The sequence below is a fragment of the Sphingomonas sp. CCH5-D11 genome, assembly GCF_001557395.1.
In the GTDB taxonomy this organism is placed as follows: domain Bacteria; phylum Pseudomonadota; class Alphaproteobacteria; order Sphingomonadales; family Sphingomonadaceae; genus Sphingomonas.
The window spans coordinates 1-17,333 of the sequence record NZ_LSKH01000318.1; the positions used below are offsets into that span (position 1 = coordinate 1).

17 protein-coding genes are annotated in these 17,333 nt (G+C 65.2%); 11 read left to right on the forward strand and 6 right to left on the reverse strand.

Annotation, left to right across the window (positions count from 1 at the left end; translation table 11 throughout):
* Positions 1-157 precede the first annotated feature (157 nt).
* Complete coding sequence (locus tag AX702_RS19790; RefSeq protein WP_066782104.1) at positions 158-532, forward strand: PRC-barrel domain-containing protein; 375 nt, start codon at positions 158-160, stop codon at positions 530-532.
* Positions 533-607: 75 nt separating this feature from the next.
* On the opposite strand, the gene uvrB is transcribed toward AX702_RS19790, so the two are convergent.
* On the reverse strand, positions 608-2,797 hold the full coding sequence (gene uvrB / locus AX702_RS19795) for an excinuclease ABC subunit UvrB (protein ID WP_066782105.1): 2,190 nt from the start codon (positions 2,795-2,797) through the stop codon (positions 608-610).
* 95 nt (positions 2,798-2,892) lie between these two features.
* Between uvrB and AX702_RS19800 the strand changes: the two genes are divergently transcribed.
* The 4 genes from AX702_RS19800 to AX702_RS19815 all read left to right on the forward strand — a co-directional run bounded on the left by AX702_RS19800 (position 2,893) and on the right by AX702_RS19815 (position 5,958).
* Positions 2,893-3,315: a hypothetical protein gene (locus AX702_RS19800; protein WP_066782106.1), complete on the forward strand. Its 423-nt coding sequence runs from the start codon at positions 2,893-2,895 to the stop codon at positions 3,313-3,315.
* Complete coding sequence (locus AX702_RS19805) at positions 3,312-4,133, forward strand: ferredoxin--NADP reductase (protein WP_066782107.1); 822 nt, start codon at positions 3,312-3,314, stop codon at positions 4,131-4,133. Before AX702_RS19800 ends, AX702_RS19805 begins: the two co-directional genes overlap by 4 nt.
* Before the next feature lie 188 nt (positions 4,134-4,321).
* A complete protein-coding gene (locus tag AX702_RS19810; protein WP_066782108.1) occupies positions 4,322-5,650 on the forward strand; it encodes a M20 metallopeptidase family protein in 1,329 nt (442 codons plus the stop codon).
* The gene (locus AX702_RS19815) at positions 5,647-5,958 is read left to right on the forward strand and encodes a hypothetical protein (protein ID WP_066782109.1); all 312 of its coding nucleotides are present in this window, start codon (positions 5,647-5,649) and stop codon (positions 5,956-5,958) included. Before AX702_RS19810 ends, AX702_RS19815 begins: the two co-directional genes overlap by 4 nt.
* A gap of 211 nt (positions 5,959-6,169) precedes the next feature.
* Here the strand turns inward: AX702_RS19815 and AX702_RS19820 are convergent, their stop codons facing one another.
* Positions 6,170-7,162: an adenosine kinase gene (locus AX702_RS19820; RefSeq protein WP_066782110.1), complete on the reverse strand. Its 993-nt coding sequence runs from the start codon at positions 7,160-7,162 to the stop codon at positions 6,170-6,172.
* Positions 7,163-7,262: 100 nt separating this feature from the next.
* On the opposite strand from AX702_RS19820, the gene AX702_RS19825 reads away from it, so the two are divergent.
* On the forward strand, positions 7,263-7,931 hold the full coding sequence (locus AX702_RS19825; RefSeq protein WP_066782111.1) for an EI24 domain-containing protein: 669 nt from the start codon (positions 7,263-7,265) through the stop codon (positions 7,929-7,931).
* A complete protein-coding gene (locus AX702_RS19830; RefSeq protein WP_156455607.1) occupies positions 7,928-8,293 on the forward strand; it encodes a hypothetical protein in 366 nt (121 codons plus the stop codon). Before AX702_RS19825 ends, AX702_RS19830 begins: the two co-directional genes overlap by 4 nt.
* Positions 8,294-8,324: 31 nt before the next feature.
* On the opposite strand, the gene AX702_RS21870 is transcribed toward AX702_RS19830, so the two are convergent.
* The gene (locus AX702_RS21870; protein ID WP_082746388.1) at positions 8,325-8,522 is read right to left on the reverse strand and encodes a hypothetical protein; all 198 of its coding nucleotides are present in this window, start codon (positions 8,520-8,522) and stop codon (positions 8,325-8,327) included.
* Positions 8,523-8,786: 264 nt separating this feature from the next.
* On the opposite strand from AX702_RS21870, the gene AX702_RS19835 reads away from it, so the two are divergent.
* From AX702_RS19835 to AX702_RS19850, 4 genes are all read left to right on the forward strand, one after another.
* Positions 8,787-9,710, forward strand: coding sequence for an ABC transporter ATP-binding protein (locus AX702_RS19835; RefSeq protein ID WP_066782112.1), 924 nt, complete (start codon positions 8,787-8,789; stop codon positions 9,708-9,710).
* Positions 9,707-10,966 (forward strand): ABC transporter permease, encoded by a 1,260-nt coding sequence (locus AX702_RS19840; protein WP_066782113.1) that lies wholly within the window; start codon positions 9,707-9,709, stop codon positions 10,964-10,966. Before AX702_RS19835 ends, AX702_RS19840 begins: the two co-directional genes overlap by 4 nt.
* 52 nt (positions 10,967-11,018) lie before the next feature.
* A complete protein-coding gene (locus AX702_RS19845) occupies positions 11,019-12,260 on the forward strand; it encodes a cytochrome P450 (RefSeq protein ID WP_066782118.1) in 1,242 nt (413 codons plus the stop codon).
* A 66-nt stretch (positions 12,261-12,326) separates the two neighbouring features.
* On the forward strand, positions 12,327-13,436 hold the full coding sequence (locus tag AX702_RS19850; protein ID WP_066782114.1) for a DUF3667 domain-containing protein: 1,110 nt from the start codon (positions 12,327-12,329) through the stop codon (positions 13,434-13,436).
* 327 nt (positions 13,437-13,763) lie between these two features.
* Here the strand turns inward: AX702_RS19850 and ftsH are convergent, their stop codons facing one another.
* The 3 genes from ftsH to AX702_RS19865 form a co-directional block, all read right to left on the reverse strand.
* Entirely contained in the window at positions 13,764-15,728 is a 1,965-nt protein-coding gene (gene ftsH / locus AX702_RS19855) for an ATP-dependent zinc metalloprotease FtsH (RefSeq protein ID WP_066782115.1), read from the reverse strand.
* Positions 15,729-15,802: 74 nt separating this feature from the next.
* A complete protein-coding gene (gene tilS, locus AX702_RS19860) occupies positions 15,803-16,786 on the reverse strand; it encodes a tRNA lysidine(34) synthetase TilS (RefSeq protein ID WP_066782116.1) in 984 nt (327 codons plus the stop codon).
* 4 nt (positions 16,787-16,790) lie between these two features.
* A partial coding sequence (locus AX702_RS19865; protein WP_156455608.1) for a tetratricopeptide repeat protein occupies positions 16,791-17,333 on the reverse strand: 543 nt, incomplete at its 5' end.

A 17,333-nucleotide genomic window follows, 5' to 3' on the forward strand; every position in this document is an offset into this window, starting at 1 on the left:
ACGCACCCCCCGACGGTCAGGGCCAGCAGGGCAGGCGCAAGCAGGGCGGCGGGGGAAAGCGAATGGCGCATCGGGCAAGTTCTAGCCCCTCTGTGCCGCACGGCTCAACCGGAACCAGCGCACGGCAAGAGCGGTTCAGCGTGGCAGGGAGACAGAGATGACCAGCAACGAAACCCAGACCACCTTGGCGCTGATCGAAGCCGCCTTGTCGGCTACTGTCAGGCTCGAAAGCCGCGACGGCGACAAGATCGGCACGGTTCACGCCTTCCTCGTGCACAAGGTGAGTGGCCGGACGACGCACGCGGTACTCAGCCTCGGCGGCTTTCTGGGGATGGGCAAAAGCTATTACCCGCTGCCCTTCTCGCTCCTGCAGTTCGATTCAGTTCGCGATCTTTATGTCGTGACGATCGATCGCCGCATGCTGGAAGGCGGCCCGAGCTGGGCCAACAATGCGCCCCACTTCGATCAGGCCTATGCCGATCGGGTGGCTAGTTACTACGGCGTCGGCGGCGAGGATCTGACGCTGCGATAGAGCCTCCGCATCGCCGGGAGAGTGCATACGGCCTCCCCGGCCGCTTGTTAGCGATGCGGAACCGGTAAGCGGTGCTTACCGCCGCTTCGCCATCCGCATCTGCTGCTGTTTCCCGAAGCGCGTCTTGCGCGTGCCCGGCTTGCCCTCGTTGCTGCGGCCCATCAGCGGCGCCTTCTGCTCGTGCACGGGCAAGCCAAGCTCCTCTTGCTCCAGATTGCGGATCTCGTCGCGCAGGCGGCCGGCTTCCTCGAATTCGAGATCGGACGCGGCCTTGCGCATCTTTTTCTCCAACTCCTCGATATACGCGCGCAGATTGTGGCCGACCATGTGCGGGCGTTCGTCGTCGATCGGCACGGTGACCTGATCCTGCGAGGAGACATGCGCGATGATGTCGCCAATGTTCTTGCGCACCGTCATCGGCGTGATGCCGTGCTCGCGGTTATATTCCTCCTGCTTCTCGCGGCGGCGCGCGGTCTCGTTCATCGCCCGCTCCATCGAGCCGGTGATGCGATCGGCGTAGAGGATCACCCGCCCGTCCACGTTGCGCGCGGCGCGCCCGATCGTCTGGATCAGCGACGTCTCGGAGCGCAGGAAGCCCTCCTTGTCCGCGTCCATGATGCACACCAGCCCGCATTCGGGGATATCCAGCCCCTCGCGCAGCAGGTTGATGCCGATCAGCACGTCGTACACGCCTAGCCGCAGGTCGCGGATCAGCTCGATGCGCTCCAGCGTCTCAACGTCGGAGTGCATGTAGCGGACCTTCACGCCCGCCTCGTGCATATATTCGGTCAGATCCTCCGCCATGCGCTTGGTCAGCGTGGTGACGAGCGTGCGATAACCAAGCTCAGCGGTCTTGCGGCACTCCACGATGCAATCCTGCACCTGTTCCTCGACCGGCTTGATCTCGACCGGCGGGTCGATCAGCCCGGTCGGCCGGATCACCTGTTCGGAGAAGACGCCGCCGGTCTGCTCCATCTCCCACCCGCCCGGCGTCGCAGAGACGCTGACGGTCTGCGGGCGCATCGCGTCCCATTCGTTGAAGCGAAGCGGCCGGTTGTCGATGCAGCTCGGCAGGCGGAAGCCGTACTCGGCCAGCGTGATCTTGCGCCGATGGTCGCCGCGCGCCATCGCGCCGATCTGCGGCACCGTCTGGTGGCTCTCGTCGACAAACAGCAGGGCGTTCTCGGGCAGATATTCGAACAAGGTCGGCGGCGGCTCGCCAGGCAGACGGCCGGTAAGGAAGCGGCTGTAATTCTCGATCCCGTTGCAACTGCCGGTCGCGGCGATCATTTCCAGGTCGAAGTTGGTGCGCTGCTCCAGTCGCTGATGCTCCAGCAGCTTGCTCTCCGCCTCCAGTTCCTTGAGCCGCTCGGACAGTTCATGCCGGATCGCCTCGGTCGCCTGCTTCATCGTCGGCCCCGGCGTCACATAGTGCGAGTTGGCGTAGATGCGTACCGAGTTCATGCTCGCCGCCTTCTTGCCGGTCAACGGATCAAACTCGACGATTTCCTCGATTTCGTCGCCGAAGAAGCTGATCCGCCACGCCGCATCCTCGAGGTGGGACGGGAAAATCTCCAGATTGTCCCCCTTCACCCGGAAATTGCCGCGCGCGAACGCCGCATCGTTGCGCTTGTATTGCAGCGCCACGAGCTTGCGGACGATCTCGCGCTGATCGACGCTCTGGCCCTTCTTCAGGTCGAAGATCATCGCCGAGTACGTTTCGACCGAGCCGATGCCGTAGAGGCACGAAACCGAGGCGACGATCAGCACGTCGTCGCGCTCCAGCAGCGAGCGGGTGGCCGAGTGGCGCATCCGGTCGATCGCCTCGTTCACCGAGCTTTCCTTTTCGATGTACGTGTCCGACCGGGGAACGTACGCCTCGGGCTGATAATAGTCATAATAGCTGACAAAATATTCTACGGCATTCTCGGGAAAGAATGACTTGAACTCGCCGTAGAGCTGCGCCGCGAGGATCTTGTTTGGCGCCAGGATCAACGCCGGGCGCTGCATTTCCTCAATCACCTTGGCCATGGTGAAGGTCTTGCCCGAGCCCGTGACGCCGAGCAGCACCTGGTCCTTCTCGCCCGCTTTCGCCGCCGCGACAAGCTCCGCAATAGCGGTCGGCTGATCGCCGGCCGGTTGATAGTCGGACACCAGCTTGAACGGCCGCCCACCCTCTACTTTCTCAGGGCGCTGCGGGCGGTGGGGAACAAAGTTCTCGCCCGTCTCGGGCTCAGCAAGCGTGGTGCGGATCTGGATCGCCATGCCTCCGATATGGGGCGCGCCGGTGCCCGGCGGAAGGGCGTTGACCAATCCTGGCTTTCACCGCTATTGCGAGGCATTCGCACAGGAGAAGCTCCATGTACCGCTTCCTCGATCGCGCCTTGTGGGAGATTGACGAGCAGTATCGATTCGTCGTCGCGTCGATGCGGCTGTGGGTGCAGCGAAGCCGGGCCGGTCAGTGCCCGTGCGTTGCACTCGCGCCCGGCTTCACCTACCTGCACGTCGAAGGCGCGCTGCGGGACTTTGCCGTCGCGATGGGCACGCTGGATCGCCATGCGCTCACCACGCTACGCTTCGGGCAGCGCGGTGGGCTGGCTGTGCTTGAGGACGAGGCTCGCGTGTTGGCTTTGTTCGAGGTGGCACTGTCCGGCGCGCCCGATCGGGTGCGGCGCATAGCGGCGACATTGGTAACCGAAGAGGCGGTCGCGGGTTTGACGACTGCCGTTGAATGGGTGGCGCTGCATCTTGCGCAGAACGTCATCGAGGAGCGAGATCGTTGACCGTGCTTGCAGAACCGAAGTTGATCCCTGACCACAAGGCCTTTCTGACGGTCAACGTGAAATGGGTGCGCCACTGGAATGAACATCTGTTCAGTTTCGCGGTGGATCGTCCCGCCGCGCTGCGCTTCCGCTCGGGCGAGTTCATCATGATCGGTCTGCCGGGCGAGAATGACGATCCCAAGCCGGTGATGCGCGCTTATTCGATCGCCAGCCCCTCCTATTCCGACGAACTCGAATTCCTGTCGATCAAGGTGCAGGACGGCCCTCTGACCGGCCGTCTGCAGGCGATCCAGCCCGGCGACCAGCTTTACATGGGCAAGAAGCCAACCGGCACGCTGGTGTGCGACGCGTTGCTTGGCGGTGAGCGGCTGTGGCTGCTGTCCACCGGCACCGGCCTCGCGCCGTTCCTCAGCCTGGCGCGCGATCCCGAAGTGTATGAACGCTTCAACCAGGTGATCGTCGTCCACGGCACCCGCCGTGTTGACGACCTCGCCTTCCGCGAGGAGCTGACCGCCCGCCTCGCCGACGATCCGCTGGTCGGCGAACATGCGCAGGAGCAGCTTCACTACATCCCGACCGTCACGCGCGAGGATTTCGAGCGCAAGGGCCGCATCACGGATCTGATCGCCGACGGCCGCCTGTTCGCCGCGCCCGTCACCGGCCCGGCCAAGTTCGATCCGGAAACCGACCGCGTGATGCTCTGCGGCTCCACCGCGATGATCCGCGAAACGGCCGGTCTGCTGGAAGCCGCCGGCCTGGTCGAAGGCTCCAACGCCAACCCCGGCCAGTTCGTGATCGAGCGCGCCTTCGTCGATTAAGCTTACCGTCCCGGCGAAGCCCGGTGCCCAGTTGGGAAGGCGGAGCTTACGGCGCACAGCATTCGCCACCATCGCCGCCCCGCCTGGGCCCGGCCTTCGCCGGGTTGGCTGCATCGCGCATGACCACGCGATCACCCTTCACCCCGGCGTCTCGCCAGCTATGCTGCGCGCAATAAAGGGGGATTCGCATGCGCCAATCAATTCTCGCCGCTCTGCTCTGCGCCATTGCCACGCCGGCCGTAGCTGCGCCCGATTACCAGGCGCAGATCCAGACCGATTGGGACCGCGATCTCGGGAAATTGTGGGATCAGTTCCATCGCTATCCCGAACTGTCGTTTCGTGAGGTGAAGACCGCTGCCGCCATCGCCGCGGAGCTGCGCAAGATCCCCGGCATGCAGGTGACGGAGAAGGTCGGCCAGACCGGCGTCGTTGGCGTGCTGAAGAATGGCGCTGGCCCCACCGTGCTGATCCGCGCCGACATGGATGGCCTGCCGGTCCAGGAAAAGTCCGGCCTGCCGAATGCCTCCACGGTGCGTCAGGTCGGCGTGGATGGGGTGGAAGCGCCGGTGATGCACGCCTGCGGGCACGACACCCACATTGTCGGCCTGATTGCCACGGCACGGCGGCTGTCGGCGATGAAGGATCGGTGGCAGGGGACGATCGTCTTCATCGGGCAACCTGCGGAGGAGCGGATCGGCGGCGCAAAGGCGATGATCGCCGACGGTCTCTACACGCGCTTTCCCAAGCCCGATTACGCGCTTGCCTATCACGTCGATGCCAGCATGGAGGCCGGCAAGGTCGCGGCGAGCGAAACCATCCAATATTCCTCATCCGATTCGATCGACATCGTGGTGCCAGGCGTCGGTGCGCATGGTGCCAGCCCGAACACCGGCAAGGATCCCGTCTACATGGGCTCGCAGATCGTGATCGCGCTGCAGGGCCTGATCAGCCGCGAGCGCGCGCCGCTGCTGCCCGGCGTCATCACCGTCGGCTCGTTTCATTCCGGGCTGAAGCACAACATCATCACGGACGAGGCGAAGCTTCAGGTCACTGTGCGCGCCAATGATGAAGGTACGCGGGCGCAGCTCGTCAACGGGATCAAGCGCGTGGCCGAAGGCGTCGGCGTGATGAACGGCATGCCAAAGGACAAGATGCCCAAGGTGACGGTGATCGAAGGCACGCCGACGACGATCAACAATGCGCCGCTCGCCCGACGGCTGAACGCCGTGATGGTGAATACGCTTGGCACGGCGAACGTCGTGCCGTTTGAACAGATGGGCATGGGCGCCGAGGATTTCGCCTATTTCGTACAGCCAGACACGGGTGTGAAAGGCTATTACTTCGCCGTCGGCGGCACGCCCAAGGCGGCGCTTGATGCCGCGCGTAACGGCGGCCCGGCAGTTGCCTCGCATCACTCGCCGCTGTTCAAGATCACGCCGGAACCGGTGGTCGTCACTGGCGCGACCGCGATGACCGCGGCGGCGCTGGAGCTGCTGAAGCCGGGTGCCGCGGAATGAAGCGGCGGGTGATACTGGCCGCGCTGGCGCTCGCCGGCTGCGACGTCGGCCCCGATCCGGTGGAGGTCGAACGCGTGCGTGCCGGGACGGAAACCGTGCGGCAACAGCTGAAGCTGCCCGAAACCGCCCAGTTCAAGGGCGTGGCGGCGCATGGGGAAGCGGTCTGCGGCGAAGTGAACGCCAGTGTCGGCATGGGGCGGACCGGCTATGAACGCTTCATCGTCAAGGGCGGCAAGGTAATCCTCGCCTCGCAGCTCGATACTGATGCCGCGATGGACGCGCAGTGGCAGGCCAATTGCGGCGACTGACGCCGCCTCTCCTGCCCGCCCGATCCTGGGCCGTTTCATTCACGTCATTCGAAGCGCGGCTTCGGCGAGGTGATGAGACGGCAGCACCCACCGCTTCACCAACCGCCTTTATTCATAGCGGGACCCGGTCGGAGCGAGGTCCTCCGCGAAACGCTTCGATCGCGCCACAAGCTCCGTCACCCCGGCCGAGGCCGGGACGACGGAGTGAGTTTCAGACTTCCGCTGCCAGCGCCTTCAAGTCGGCGATCGGCCGCGCGCCGAAGTGGCTGATGACTTCGGCGGCGCAGACCGCGCCCAGGCGAAGCGAGCGCTCCAGTCCCCAGCCCCGCGCCTGCCCGTGCAGGAAGCCAGCGGCGAACAGATCGCCTGCCCCCGTGGTATCGACCACCTTGTCGACCGGCGCTGCGGGCACGGTGACTCGCTCGTCACCGGCGATCGCGCAGGCGCCCTGCTCGCTCATGGTCACCACCAGCAGCGGCACCTTGGCCTTTACCGCGGCGATCGCCGCTTCCGTATCGGTCGCTTCCGTCAGCGACACGATCTCCGCTTCGTTGGCGAAGAGCACGTCGATCAGGCCGGCATCGATCAGCTGGTGGAAGGCGTCGCGATGCCGGTCGATCACGAATTCCGCGGAAAGCGTGAAAGCCACCTTGCGGCCGGCAGCGCGCGCCACCTCGATCGCTGCGCGCATTGCCGCGCGGGGCTCTTCGGGATCCCAGAGATACCCTTCGAGGTACAGATATTTCGCTCCCGCGATCAGGTCGCGGTCCAGCGCCTCGGCCGGCAGATAGTGCGACGCGCCAAGGAAGGTGTTCATCGTGCGCTGGCCATCCGGCGTCACGAAAATCAGGCAGCGACCCGTGGTCGGACTGCCAGCGCGCGCCTCCGTGTCGAAACGGATACCCGCGGCGCGGATGTCATGCGCGAAAACGGTGCCGAGCTGGTCGTCCGCCACCTGGCCGATAAAGGCGCACTTGCTGCCAAGCGCTGCCATGCCGGCAATCGTGTTCGCCGCCGAGCCGCCGGACACTTCCTGCCCCGGACCCATCTTCGCATAAAGCGCGTCGGCTTCCTCCGGCGAGAAGACCAGCGCCATGGCGCCTTTGGTCATGCCGTTGTCGGCGACGAAGGCGTCGGTGGCGGGGGAAAGGATGTCGACGATGGCATTGCCGATGGCGACGACGTCATAGCTGGGCTGGGTCAAACGAAAAGGCTCCGATCCCGGACAGGGTGAGGGTTGCGCGCGGCCGTAATTGCCACGCCCGCCTTGCGCAACTGCGCGCACGCGCGCATTCCGCCGCGCGATGTTTACTGCGCTTGTCCTCAGCATCGCACAACTCGGGGATCGCGCGGTTCTGGGCGTGCTGGCGAAAAGCCTGGCCGTGACGTTCGCGCTTTTCGTGCTGCTTGGTGCGGGCGTGTGGTGGGGCGCGAATGCGCTGCTCGCCACCTGGACCTATCACGGTGCCCTTGCGTCTGCGGCATCGCTGGTCGTCACGATACTGGCGCTGTGGCTGCTGTTCCGGGCTGTCGCGGTCGCCGTCGTCGGCCTGTTTGCGGATACGATCGTCGTCGCGGTGGAGCGCAAACACTATCCCGCCGCCCTTTCCACCGCGCGGGATGTTACGTTCGGCCGGTCCTTGCGCATGGCACTTGCGTCGGCGGGACGCTTCATCGCCGTCAACCTGATGCTCGCGCCTTTGTACCTGGTGCTTTTGGCGACGGGCATCGGCACCGCCGCCCTGTTCCTGGCCGCCAATGCCTGGCTGCTTGGTCGCGATCTGGGCGACATGGTGTCGGCGCGGCATCTTCCGCCAGAAGCCATGCGCGACTGGCGTCAGGCAACGGCGGCGCGCCGATTTCTCCTTGGCCTTGCGGTCACCATCCTCTTCCTGGTGCCCTTTGCCAACATCCTGGCGCCGGTGATCGGTGCCGCATTGGCCACGCACGTCTATCACCGGAGCCGTTCATGATTCGCCTTGCCGCCCCGTTCTCGATCATTCTCCTGTCAGGCTGCGCCACGGCGGTCGGCTCCGCACCGGAGCGCGCCGCGCCCGTCCCGATCCCCTATAGCGGCGTCGGGCTGGAGCGCGTGATTGGTCAGAATGCGAACGGACTGGTGCGGCTGTTCGGGGAGCCGGACGCTGACGTGCGCGAAGGCAACGCGCGCAAGCTGCAGTTCCAGAGCCAGATCTGCGTGCTCGACACTTATCTGTACCCTAAGGGAACTGCCGAGCCGCGCGTCACTTATGTTGATGCGCGCCAGCCCGATGGCCGGGCGATCGATCGCGCGAGCTGCGTGTCGGCGCTGACCCGGCGTGAGGGCGGAAAGTAACGCGCCAGCGCCCGTCCCCCCAAGTATTTCGTCAGCTTCTATGGCCACGATCCGATGAGGCGTAAGTCATCGCTTCTGCTGTACCGGTCGCCGGCTTCAATTCGAACCAATTCTGGTGCTCGATCGCGATCAGGAACAACAACAAGGCACATCCAAACGCCAGCAAGAACACGGACGCCCAGATCGGTTCTTCAGTGGACCCTCCAGACTTCTTTGGCTCTTGGCTCATCTACATGGCTCCTCTGATTGAGGGTCAGCATATATGGAGCGAATTATGTCCTGGCGTATGCGGAATGTAAGCAATCTTTGCTGCGTTGCAGCAGTGTGACAGCAGTGTGAACGAAGGTCGGTTCCTGCCCGGCCATGCTCCGCAAAACGCTTGTGTTGTGCGCCAGCGAGCCAGTAGCAGGTGACGAAAGGCCGCGGCGAAGCGACGTGGTCGCCTTCACTTGCCAGGGGCAGCCGCCCACCGGCGCATCACAGGGCATCGGACGTGGCGAGCAGCGCAGATCCCGTCATTGTCGCCAGCGGTCTGGTGAAACGCTTTGGCGGCAGGCGGGTGGTTGACGGGATAGACCTCATTGTGCCGCATGGCATGATCTATGGCGTGCTCGGCCCGAACGGCGCCGGCAAGACGACCACGCTGCGCATGTTGCTGGGCATCATCGAGCCGGACGCGGGCGAACGCACCCTCCTCGGCTCTCAGCATCCTCGCGGCGCCAGCGACCGCGTCGGCTACCTGCCGGAAGAGCGCGGGCTGTATCCTGCGATGAAGGCGCGCGAGGCGATCGCCTTCATGGGCGCACTTCGCGGCTTGCCATGGAAGGAAGGGCGCGCCCGCGCCGACACGTTGCTCACTCAAGCCGGGCTCGGCCATGCCGCCGACGACAAGATCCGTAAGCTGTCGAAGGGGATGGCACAGCTCGTCCAGCTCCTCGGCTCAGTGGTCCATCGGCCTGATCTCCTGGTGTTGGATGAGCCGTTCTCCGGCCTGGACCCGGTCAACCAGGAACGGCTCGAAGCGCTCATCCTGGCGGAGCGGGATCGTGGTGCGACCGTGCTCTTTTCCACCCATGTCATGGCCCATGCTCAGCGCCTGTGCGATCGGCTGGCGATCATTGCGGGCGGCAAGCGCCGCTTTGAGGGCACGGTTGCGGAGGCGCGCGGCACCTTGCCGCAGCAGGTTCATTACGTGCCGCACTTTCCGCAACCCGGCCTGCGCGATCACCTCCCGCCCGACGCCCGCGAAGAAGGCGGCGGATGGCGCTTCGAATTGCCGCGTGATGGGATCGAGGCGCTGCTGAAACGATTGATCGACGCGGGGTTCGGCATTTCCGGCCTGTCGATCGAGCGCCCCGGCTTGCACGAGGCATTCGTTCGCATCGTCGGCCAGGCAGCGCTGGAGCGCACGGCATGAGCACCACCGCCGGCAATCTGCGGCGACGCCTTCGCCAGACATTCACCATCGCGCGGCGGGACTTCACCGCCACGGTGTTCACCCCGATTTTCCTCCTCTTCCTGTTCGCGCCGGTGATCATGGGTTCGTTCGGCGCGATCGGCGGGCTTGGCGCCGCATCCGTGTCGGCCGGCTCGGCGGAGCGTGAGCGGCTCGTCGCCATCGCCCCGCCCCGCGAGGCCGAGGCGCTGATCGCCGCCGACCGGCAGCTTCGCGCGTTGTTCCCCGGCGAGATTCAGCCGCCCGCGCTGGAGGTGCGAGCGCCGCACGGCGACCCGACCGGGCAGGCGCGCGCCGCATTGAACACGCCTGACGTGGACGTGGTGGCGGTGATGGTCGGCCCATTGCAGGCTCCGCACATCCTTTTCGGCCAGAGCCGGAGAGACGCCCGCTACCTTGCCGCTTTGTCCGATCAAGCGATGCGCATCACCGCGGCGGGGCCGCTGCCGCCCGGCCGTCCACTCTTCACGCGCACGGCGCGGGAGGCGCCCAGCCTGGGCGGCCGCAACACGGCCGCCTTCGCGGCGGTCTTCGGCATCTTTTTTCTGACGCTCTTCCTATCCGGTCAGGTGATCGGCACCATGGCGGAAGAACGGAACAACAAGGTGATCGAGGTGCTTGCCGCGGCGGTGCCGCTGGAAAGCGTTTTCCTTGGCAAGCTGCTCGGCATGTTCGGCGTAGCCGTGCTGTTCGTCGGCTTCTGGGGATTGGTGGTCAGCCAGATCGGCCTTTTCCTGCCCGCCAACAGCGGGCTGGCCGGCCTGGCGCCAGCGGTCGGGTTCGGCCCCTTCGCGCTGCTCTTCGCCTGTTACTTCACGACCGCTTACCTGCTGCTGGGCTCGGTCTTCCTCGGCGTCGGTGCGCAAGCATCCACCATGCGTGAAATCCAGATGCTCTCGCTGCCCATCACGATCCTCCAGGTGGCGATGTTCGGCCTTGCCTCCGCCGCGGCATCGCACCCGGGCAGCACGTTGGCGCTGGTCGCCGAAATCTTTCCGCTTTCGTCTCCGTTCGCCATGGCCGGCCGGGCTGCGAATTCGTCGGTGCTTTGGCCGCATCTCGCTGCGCTGGCATGGCAGATATTGTGGGTGGCGATCTTCATTGCTGTAGGCGCTCGCCTCTTCCGCCGCGGCGTCCTTCAGTCGGGCAGCCCGGCCGGGGCCTGGAAGAAGCTGTTCGGGCGCATAGGCAAGGCGGGCCGCGCACTGCCGTATTGACAAGATTGTCAGTGAAGTTCTTCCTTGTCCCATAAGACTCGGGAGAGAGATGATGGCGACCCTTGCCAGGGATGTGTCCGCAGCGGTTGACCCCTTTGATGTCAGCAGGCCCGAACTTTATCGGGATGACACATGGCGAGAGCCGTTCGCCCGGCTGCGGGCCGAGGCGCCTGTTCACTATGTGCCGGATTCGGAATTCGGCCCCTATTGGTCGGTCTCGTCGTACAAGCCGATCGTCGAGGTGGAATCGCTGCCCGATCTTTACTCCTCCGAGGCGGGCGGGATCACGATCGCCAATTTCGACGTGGATGATCCCAATGCCGTGCGGATGCCGATGTTCATCGCGCGTGATCGCCCGGTGCACACCGCGCAGCGGCGCACGGTCGCGCCCGCGTTCACGCCATCGGAAATGACGCGTCTGTCGTCCGACATCCGCCGCCGGACGGAGGAGGTGCTCGACACGCTTCCCTGGGGGGAGCAGTTCGACTGGGTCGATACCGTCTCGATCGAACTGACCACGCAGATGCTGGCCATCCTGTTCGACTTCCCGTGGGAGGATCGTCGCAAGCTCACCTTCTGGTCCGACTGGGCCGGCGATATCGAGATCATCAAGAACGAGGATCTGCGTCAGCAGCGCCTGATGCACATGTATGAATGCGGATCCTATTTCCGCCGGCTTTGGAATGAGAAGCTGGACAAGCCTCTGCAGCCCGACCTGATCAGCATGATGATCCACTCCGATGCCATGCGGGAGATGGACGACAATGAGTTCCTCGGGAACCTCATCCTCCTGATCGTCGGCGGCAACGATACGACCCGTAACACCATGTCCGGGCTGGCCTATGGTCTGGACAAATATCCCGATCAGCGCGCGAAGCTGGAAGCGGATACATCGCTCATCCCGAACGCGGTCAGCGAAATCATCCGCTGGCAGACGCCGCTCGCCCATATGCGCCGCACCGCGACGCAGGATACCGAGCTGATGGGTCAGCAGATCAGGGCCGGTGACAAGCTGGCCATGTGGTACATTTCCGGCAACCGCGACGAGAGCGTGTTCGGCGACGATGCGGATAAGCTGATTGTCGACCGGCCCAACGCCCGCCGCCACCTCGCCTTCGGCCACGGTATCCATCGCTGCGTCGGCGCCCGCTTGGCCGAACTTCAGATCGGCATATTGCTGGAAGAAATGGCGAAGCGTCGGATGCGGGTGAACGTGGTCGGCGCGCCCGAGCGAGTGTCCGCCTGCTTCGTCCATGGTTATCGCAAGCTGCCGGTGGAGCTCAGCCGCTACTGAACGGTGCGCCGAACACGTCTTGCCACGTGAAATGCGACGCTCCTATGCTCCGTGGCGGAGGGCGGAATGGCGGACGGGATCGAGGCGAGCGCCGATATTGTCACGGGCGGGCTGTTCGGCCGCGCGGCCGAGAAGGGCGCGGGCGAGACTCATGCCGCGCACGATCATCCCACCGCTTGCCTCAATTGCGGCACGCAACTGATCGGCTCGCATTGTCATGCCTGCGGCCAGGCCGGCCATGTGCATCGCACGGCCGGCGCGATCCTGCACGATATCGGCCACGCGGTATTCCATTTCGAGGGCAAGGCCTGGCGCACCTTCCCCATGCTGGTGACGCGCCCCGGCGACCTCACGCGCCGCTACATCGATGGCGAGCGCGCCCGTTTCGTTTCGCCGCTCGCCATCTTCCTGTTCACCGTCTTCCTGATGTTCGCGATCGTCGCAAACCTGCCCGGCTGGGGCTTCGGCGATGGGGATTTCCTCAAGTCGGGCATCACCGGCGGCATGGCCGAAGCGCGCGCGAAGTTGACCGAGGAACGGGTTCGCGCCGATGCGCAGGTGGCCAATTACACCCGCGAACTGGCGGAAGAGCGCCGCGATCCGGACCCAGACGCCAAGCGCATCACACGGCTGGAGAAGCGACTAACGGTCGCGAGCAAGGCGCGATCCGATCTCGCGGAGGCCGAACGGATGCTGCCCGTGCCCTCCACCTTCGACGTGGCCGGCGCGCCGTCCGCGAGCAGCACCAACTGGCTCGATGCCAAGTTCCGGCAGGCCAAGGAGAACCCGAAGCTCCTGCTCTACAAGCTCAAGACCTCAGCGTACAAATACAGCTGGGCGCTGATTCCAATCTCGATCCCGTTCCTGTGGCTGCTGTTCCCGTTCAACCGGCGCCTCGGGCTCTACGATCACGCGGTGTTCACCACCTATTCGCTGACCTTCATGTCGCTGCTGACGATCGTTCTGGCGGTGTTGCGTGCGCTGGGTCTGCCGATCTTGGTCGTGATCACCGCGGCGCTGATCATCCCGCCGTTCCACATCTATCGCCAGTTGAAGGGCACCTACATGCTCGGGCGCACCAGCGCGTTGATCCGTACCGGGCTGTTGGTCACGCTGATCCACAGCGCCATCATCCCCGCCTTCGCCCTGATCCTCCTGTACCTCGGCCTTGCCTGAACAAGTCACGGCTCACCTGACCGGAGGCTTGAACGCACGGGACGTGAAAACCGGGCTCAAGAAGGTAAGCCTGAACGGTAGCCGTAGGCTATCGTAGCCATCCGGCGGCACGGGCGACAGCTTGTCCTTCGACATGACTAGCATGACGATCAACGATCAGGGCCTAAGGCTGGACGGCTGGTGAGGGCATCACGCTTAGGGAAACCGCGGCCACCACTAAGGCGACTATGTCGACCCAAGGTCCAGACGGACCCGTCACAAACAAGAGCGGGACCCCGACTTTACGTCGGGATCCCGCTTTGCAGACCTACCAATGTGTTAGGGGGTTTACGCCCCCGCAGGCGAGGGGTTGCCGAACGGGCCCTGCGGACGCCGCGTCTTCGGGATCGACGTACCCACCGTGGGGATCGACACCTTCTTCGGCTGGTCAGTCCGGCCGATGCCTTCACCAGCGATCAGCTTCTTGATCTCATCGCCCGACAGCGTCTCATATTCGAGCAGCGCCTCCGCGAGCAGGTGAAGCTGGTCGTTATGCTCGGTCAGCACCGTCTTGGCGCGCGCCAGGCCACCCTCGACGATCGTCTTGATCTCATGGTCGATCAGCTGCGCCGTCTCGTTCGACATGTGCGTTGGCTGCGACGAGGAATAGCCAAGGAAGCTTTCCCCCTCGGGCTGTGCATAGTCCACCGGACCCACCTTGTCCGACATGCCCCATTTCGTCACCATGTCGCGGGCCAGACCCGTGGCATATTGGATGTCGCCGCTCGCGCCCGATGAGACCTTGTCGTAGCCGAAGATGATCTCTTCCGCGACGCGTCCACCCATCGCCACAGCCAAGTTCGCGTACATCTTGTCGCGGTGATAGCTGTAGCTGTCGCGCTCCGGCAGGCGCATCACCATGCCCAGCGCACGTCCGCGCGGGATGATCGTCGCCTTGTGGATCGGGTCGGACGCCGGCTCATGCAGCGCGACGATCGCGTGACCAGCCTCATGATAAGCGGTCATCCGCTTCTCGTCCTCGGTCATCACCATGGAGCGCCGCTCGGCGCCCATCATGACCTTGTCCTTCGCCTCTTCAAACTCCGCCATTGCGACAAGCCGCTTGGACTTGCGCGCCGCCATCAGCGCCGCCTCGTTGACGAGATTGGCGAGATCGGCGCCCGAGAAGCCCGGCGTTCCACGCGCAATGGTGCGGCTGTCGACGTCGGGCGCCAGCGGCACCTTCTTCATGTGGACTTCGAGGATCTTCACGCGGCCCTCGATGTCCGGCCGCGGCACGACGACCTGGCGGTCGAAGCGGCCCGGACGCAGCAGCGCCGGATCGAGCACGTCGGGACGGTTGGTCGCCGCGATGATGATGATGCCCTCGTTGGCCTCGAAGCCGTCCATCTCGACCAGCAGCTGGTTCAGCGTCTGCTCGCGCTCGTCATTGCCGTTGCCAAGGCCCGCGCCGCGATGCCGGCCGACGGCGTCGATCTCGTCGATAAAGACGATGCACGGCGCGCTCTTCTTGGCCTGCTCGAACATGTCGCGCACACGGCTCGCGCCGACGCCGACGAACATCTCCACGAAGTCCGAACCCGAAATGGTGAAGAACGGCACGCCAGCCTCACCTGCGATCGCGCGGGCGAGCAAAGTCTTGCCGGTGCCCGGCGAACCGACCAGCAGCGCGCCCTTCGGGATCTTGCCGCCAAGGCGCGCGAACTTCGACGGGTCCTTCAGGAACTCGACGATTTCCTCCAGCTCCTCACGCGCTTCGTCGATGCCCGCGACGTCGGCAAAGGTGACCTTGCCCTCCTTCTGCGTCAGCATCTTCGCGCGGCTCTTGCCGAAGCCCATCGCACCGCCCGCGCCGCCGCCCTTCTGCATCTGACGCACGACGAAAAAAGCAATGCCCAGGAACAACAGGAACGGCAGCGCCTGGACGAGCATATATTGCCAGATCGACGGCCCCTCGTCGCGCTTGCCCGAAATCTCCACGCCGGCCTTGCGCAGGCGATCGGTCAGCTGCGGATCGGAAACCGGATCGGTCCGGAACTTGTCACCACTGGAAAGCGTGCCGGTGATCTGCTCGCGCGAGATCGTCACGTCCTTCACCGTGCCCTCGTCCACCTTGTCGAGGAAGGCGGAATAGGCAATCGAATTGCCTGTTGCGGCGCCAGTGCGGCCGTCGAACATCGTCACGACGATTGCCAGCGACAGGAGAATGCCCACCCAGATCAGGAGGCTCTTCATCCACGGATTGGGGCCATTGCCGCCATTGTCGCCGGACTGCTTGTCGTTGTCGTTCATGCGATACCTTTCAACAGCCACAATGTAGGCTAGCTGACGTTAATCGCAACGGAACGGCCGCCGATTTTCGTCGCTCAGAGTGATCGACGCGACGGCGCAACCTTGAAGTGCCAGCGGCCGCGTCGCGGACTGGCCAGCACGCCCCCGTGCGTCGCCCGTCGCCCGGCCAACAGGGTGTCCAGCAGCGGCTCGATATTCGCCGATTCGTCAAAGGCCGGGGAGACGATGTCATGCGCGGCGCGGACGGTCGCGATCGCGCGTCGCACCATGCGGCGCAGCGGATCGCGTGGCAGGCCGGCGGGATCCAGGGTCACGCTGTCGCCGGTCATCTCCACCCGCTCGCGCCACAGCAGCAGTGCGATCTCCACCAGATCGCGCTCCGCCTCCGCGACGGCCGCCGCCGACCGCGCCAGCGCCGGTGGATCAAGCCATTCGTTGCCATCCAGCAACTGGCGAAATCGTGTCCGGTCGTGGCGCGGATCGCTGTTCGCCGGATCATTCACGAAAGGCAGCCCGGCCCGCCGCACGATGGCGCGCAACGCCGCCCTGCGCCAGGCAAGCAGCGGGCGCACCACCGGCGCGCCCGCCACCACGGTGGTCGCCCGGATCGACGCGAGACCCGACACGCCCGATCCGCGGGAGGCGCGCATCAAGAACGTCTCCGCCTGATCATCGGCATGATGGGCGGTCGCCACTGCCATGGCGCGGCTTTGCTCGGCCCAGTCGGCGAGCAGGGCGTAGCGCGCGTCACGCGCCCGCGCCTGCAGGCTCGCCCCTGCGATCGGCCCGGCGACCGTCAGCACGGCATGCGGCACGCCAAGCGTCTCGGCTTCCTGCGCTACCATCCGTGCTTCTTCTGCGGCGGCCTCGCGCAGCCCGTGGTCCACGGTGGCGGCGATCACCGCGTCGGGAAACGCCGCGGCTGCCAGCGCCAGCAGTGCCATGCTGTCAGGACCGCCGGAAACCGCAACCGCGATCGGCCGCTCGCGTGACGGCGCCTCGCGGGTCAGCGCGATCAGGTCGCGCCGGAAACGCGCAACATCGGCCGGCTCGGCCACGCCCTTACTTGCACTTGGCGGAGGTGCGCGCCCGCGCGACGTCGTCCTTCATGCCCTGGCCGATCTTGTCGCCATAGACGTCAAGCAACTCGCCGTAGACCTTGCAGGCATCGGCCGGCTTGTTCAGCTTCATCAGCGACTGACCAAGATAATACAGGCTGTCGGCGGCCCGCTCACCGTCCGGCATCTTCTTGTAATTGTCGTAGAAAGCGATGGACGCGAGGCTCGGCTTGCCATCGTCGAGGTACGCCCGCCCAAGCAGGTTCTGCGCAAAGCTCGCGCGCCGCGACTTGGGATAGGTCGCCACCACCTTCTTCAGCTGCTCGGCCGCCTCCGGGTACAATTTGGCGTCCCACAAACGGTAACCGTAGAGATATTCGTCCTCGTCAGGCTGGCCCGTCGCCGGCCTGACCACGGCCGCAACCTGCGCCGCGCGCCCGCCCGGGGCGGCTGTGGCGGAAGCAGGGGCCGGCCGGGTCGCGACGGCGCGCGGCGGCGGCGGAACCACCGGGCCACCTTCGCCAGCGCCCATATCGCTCCCCACCGC

Bases quoted from the DNA above. Each gene is read 5' to 3' on its own strand.
- AX702_RS19840 (WP_066782113.1), top strand. From the start codon at position 9,707: ATGAGCACCACCGCCGGCAATCTGCGGCGACGCCTTCGCCAGACATTC.
- AX702_RS19845 (WP_066782118.1), top strand. From the start codon at position 11,019: ATGGCGACCCTTGCCAGGGATGTGTCCGCAGCGGTTGACCCCTTTGAT.
- uvrB (WP_066782105.1), bottom strand. From the start codon at position 2,797: ATGGCGATCCAGATCCGCACCACGCTTGCTGAGCCCGAGACGGGCGAG.
- AX702_RS19850 (WP_066782114.1), top strand. From the start codon at position 12,327: ATGGCGGACGGGATCGAGGCGAGCGCCGATATTGTCACGGGCGGGCTG.
- ftsH (WP_066782115.1), bottom strand. From the start codon at position 15,728: ATGAACGACAACGACAAGCAGTCCGGCGACAATGGCGGCAATGGCCCC.
- AX702_RS19800 (WP_066782106.1), top strand. From the start codon at position 2,893: ATGTACCGCTTCCTCGATCGCGCCTTGTGGGAGATTGACGAGCAGTAT.
- AX702_RS21870 (WP_082746388.1), bottom strand. From the start codon at position 8,522: ATGAGCCAAGAGCCAAAGAAGTCTGGAGGGTCCACTGAAGAACCGATC.
- AX702_RS19830 (WP_156455607.1), top strand. From the start codon at position 7,928: ATGATTCGCCTTGCCGCCCCGTTCTCGATCATTCTCCTGTCAGGCTGC.
- AX702_RS19825 (WP_066782111.1), top strand. From the start codon at position 7,263: ATGTTTACTGCGCTTGTCCTCAGCATCGCACAACTCGGGGATCGCGCG.
- AX702_RS19790 (WP_066782104.1), top strand. From the start codon at position 158: ATGACCAGCAACGAAACCCAGACCACCTTGGCGCTGATCGAAGCCGCC.
- AX702_RS19815 (WP_066782109.1), top strand. From the start codon at position 5,647: ATGAAGCGGCGGGTGATACTGGCCGCGCTGGCGCTCGCCGGCTGCGAC.
- AX702_RS19810 (WP_066782108.1), top strand. From the start codon at position 4,322: ATGCGCCAATCAATTCTCGCCGCTCTGCTCTGCGCCATTGCCACGCCG.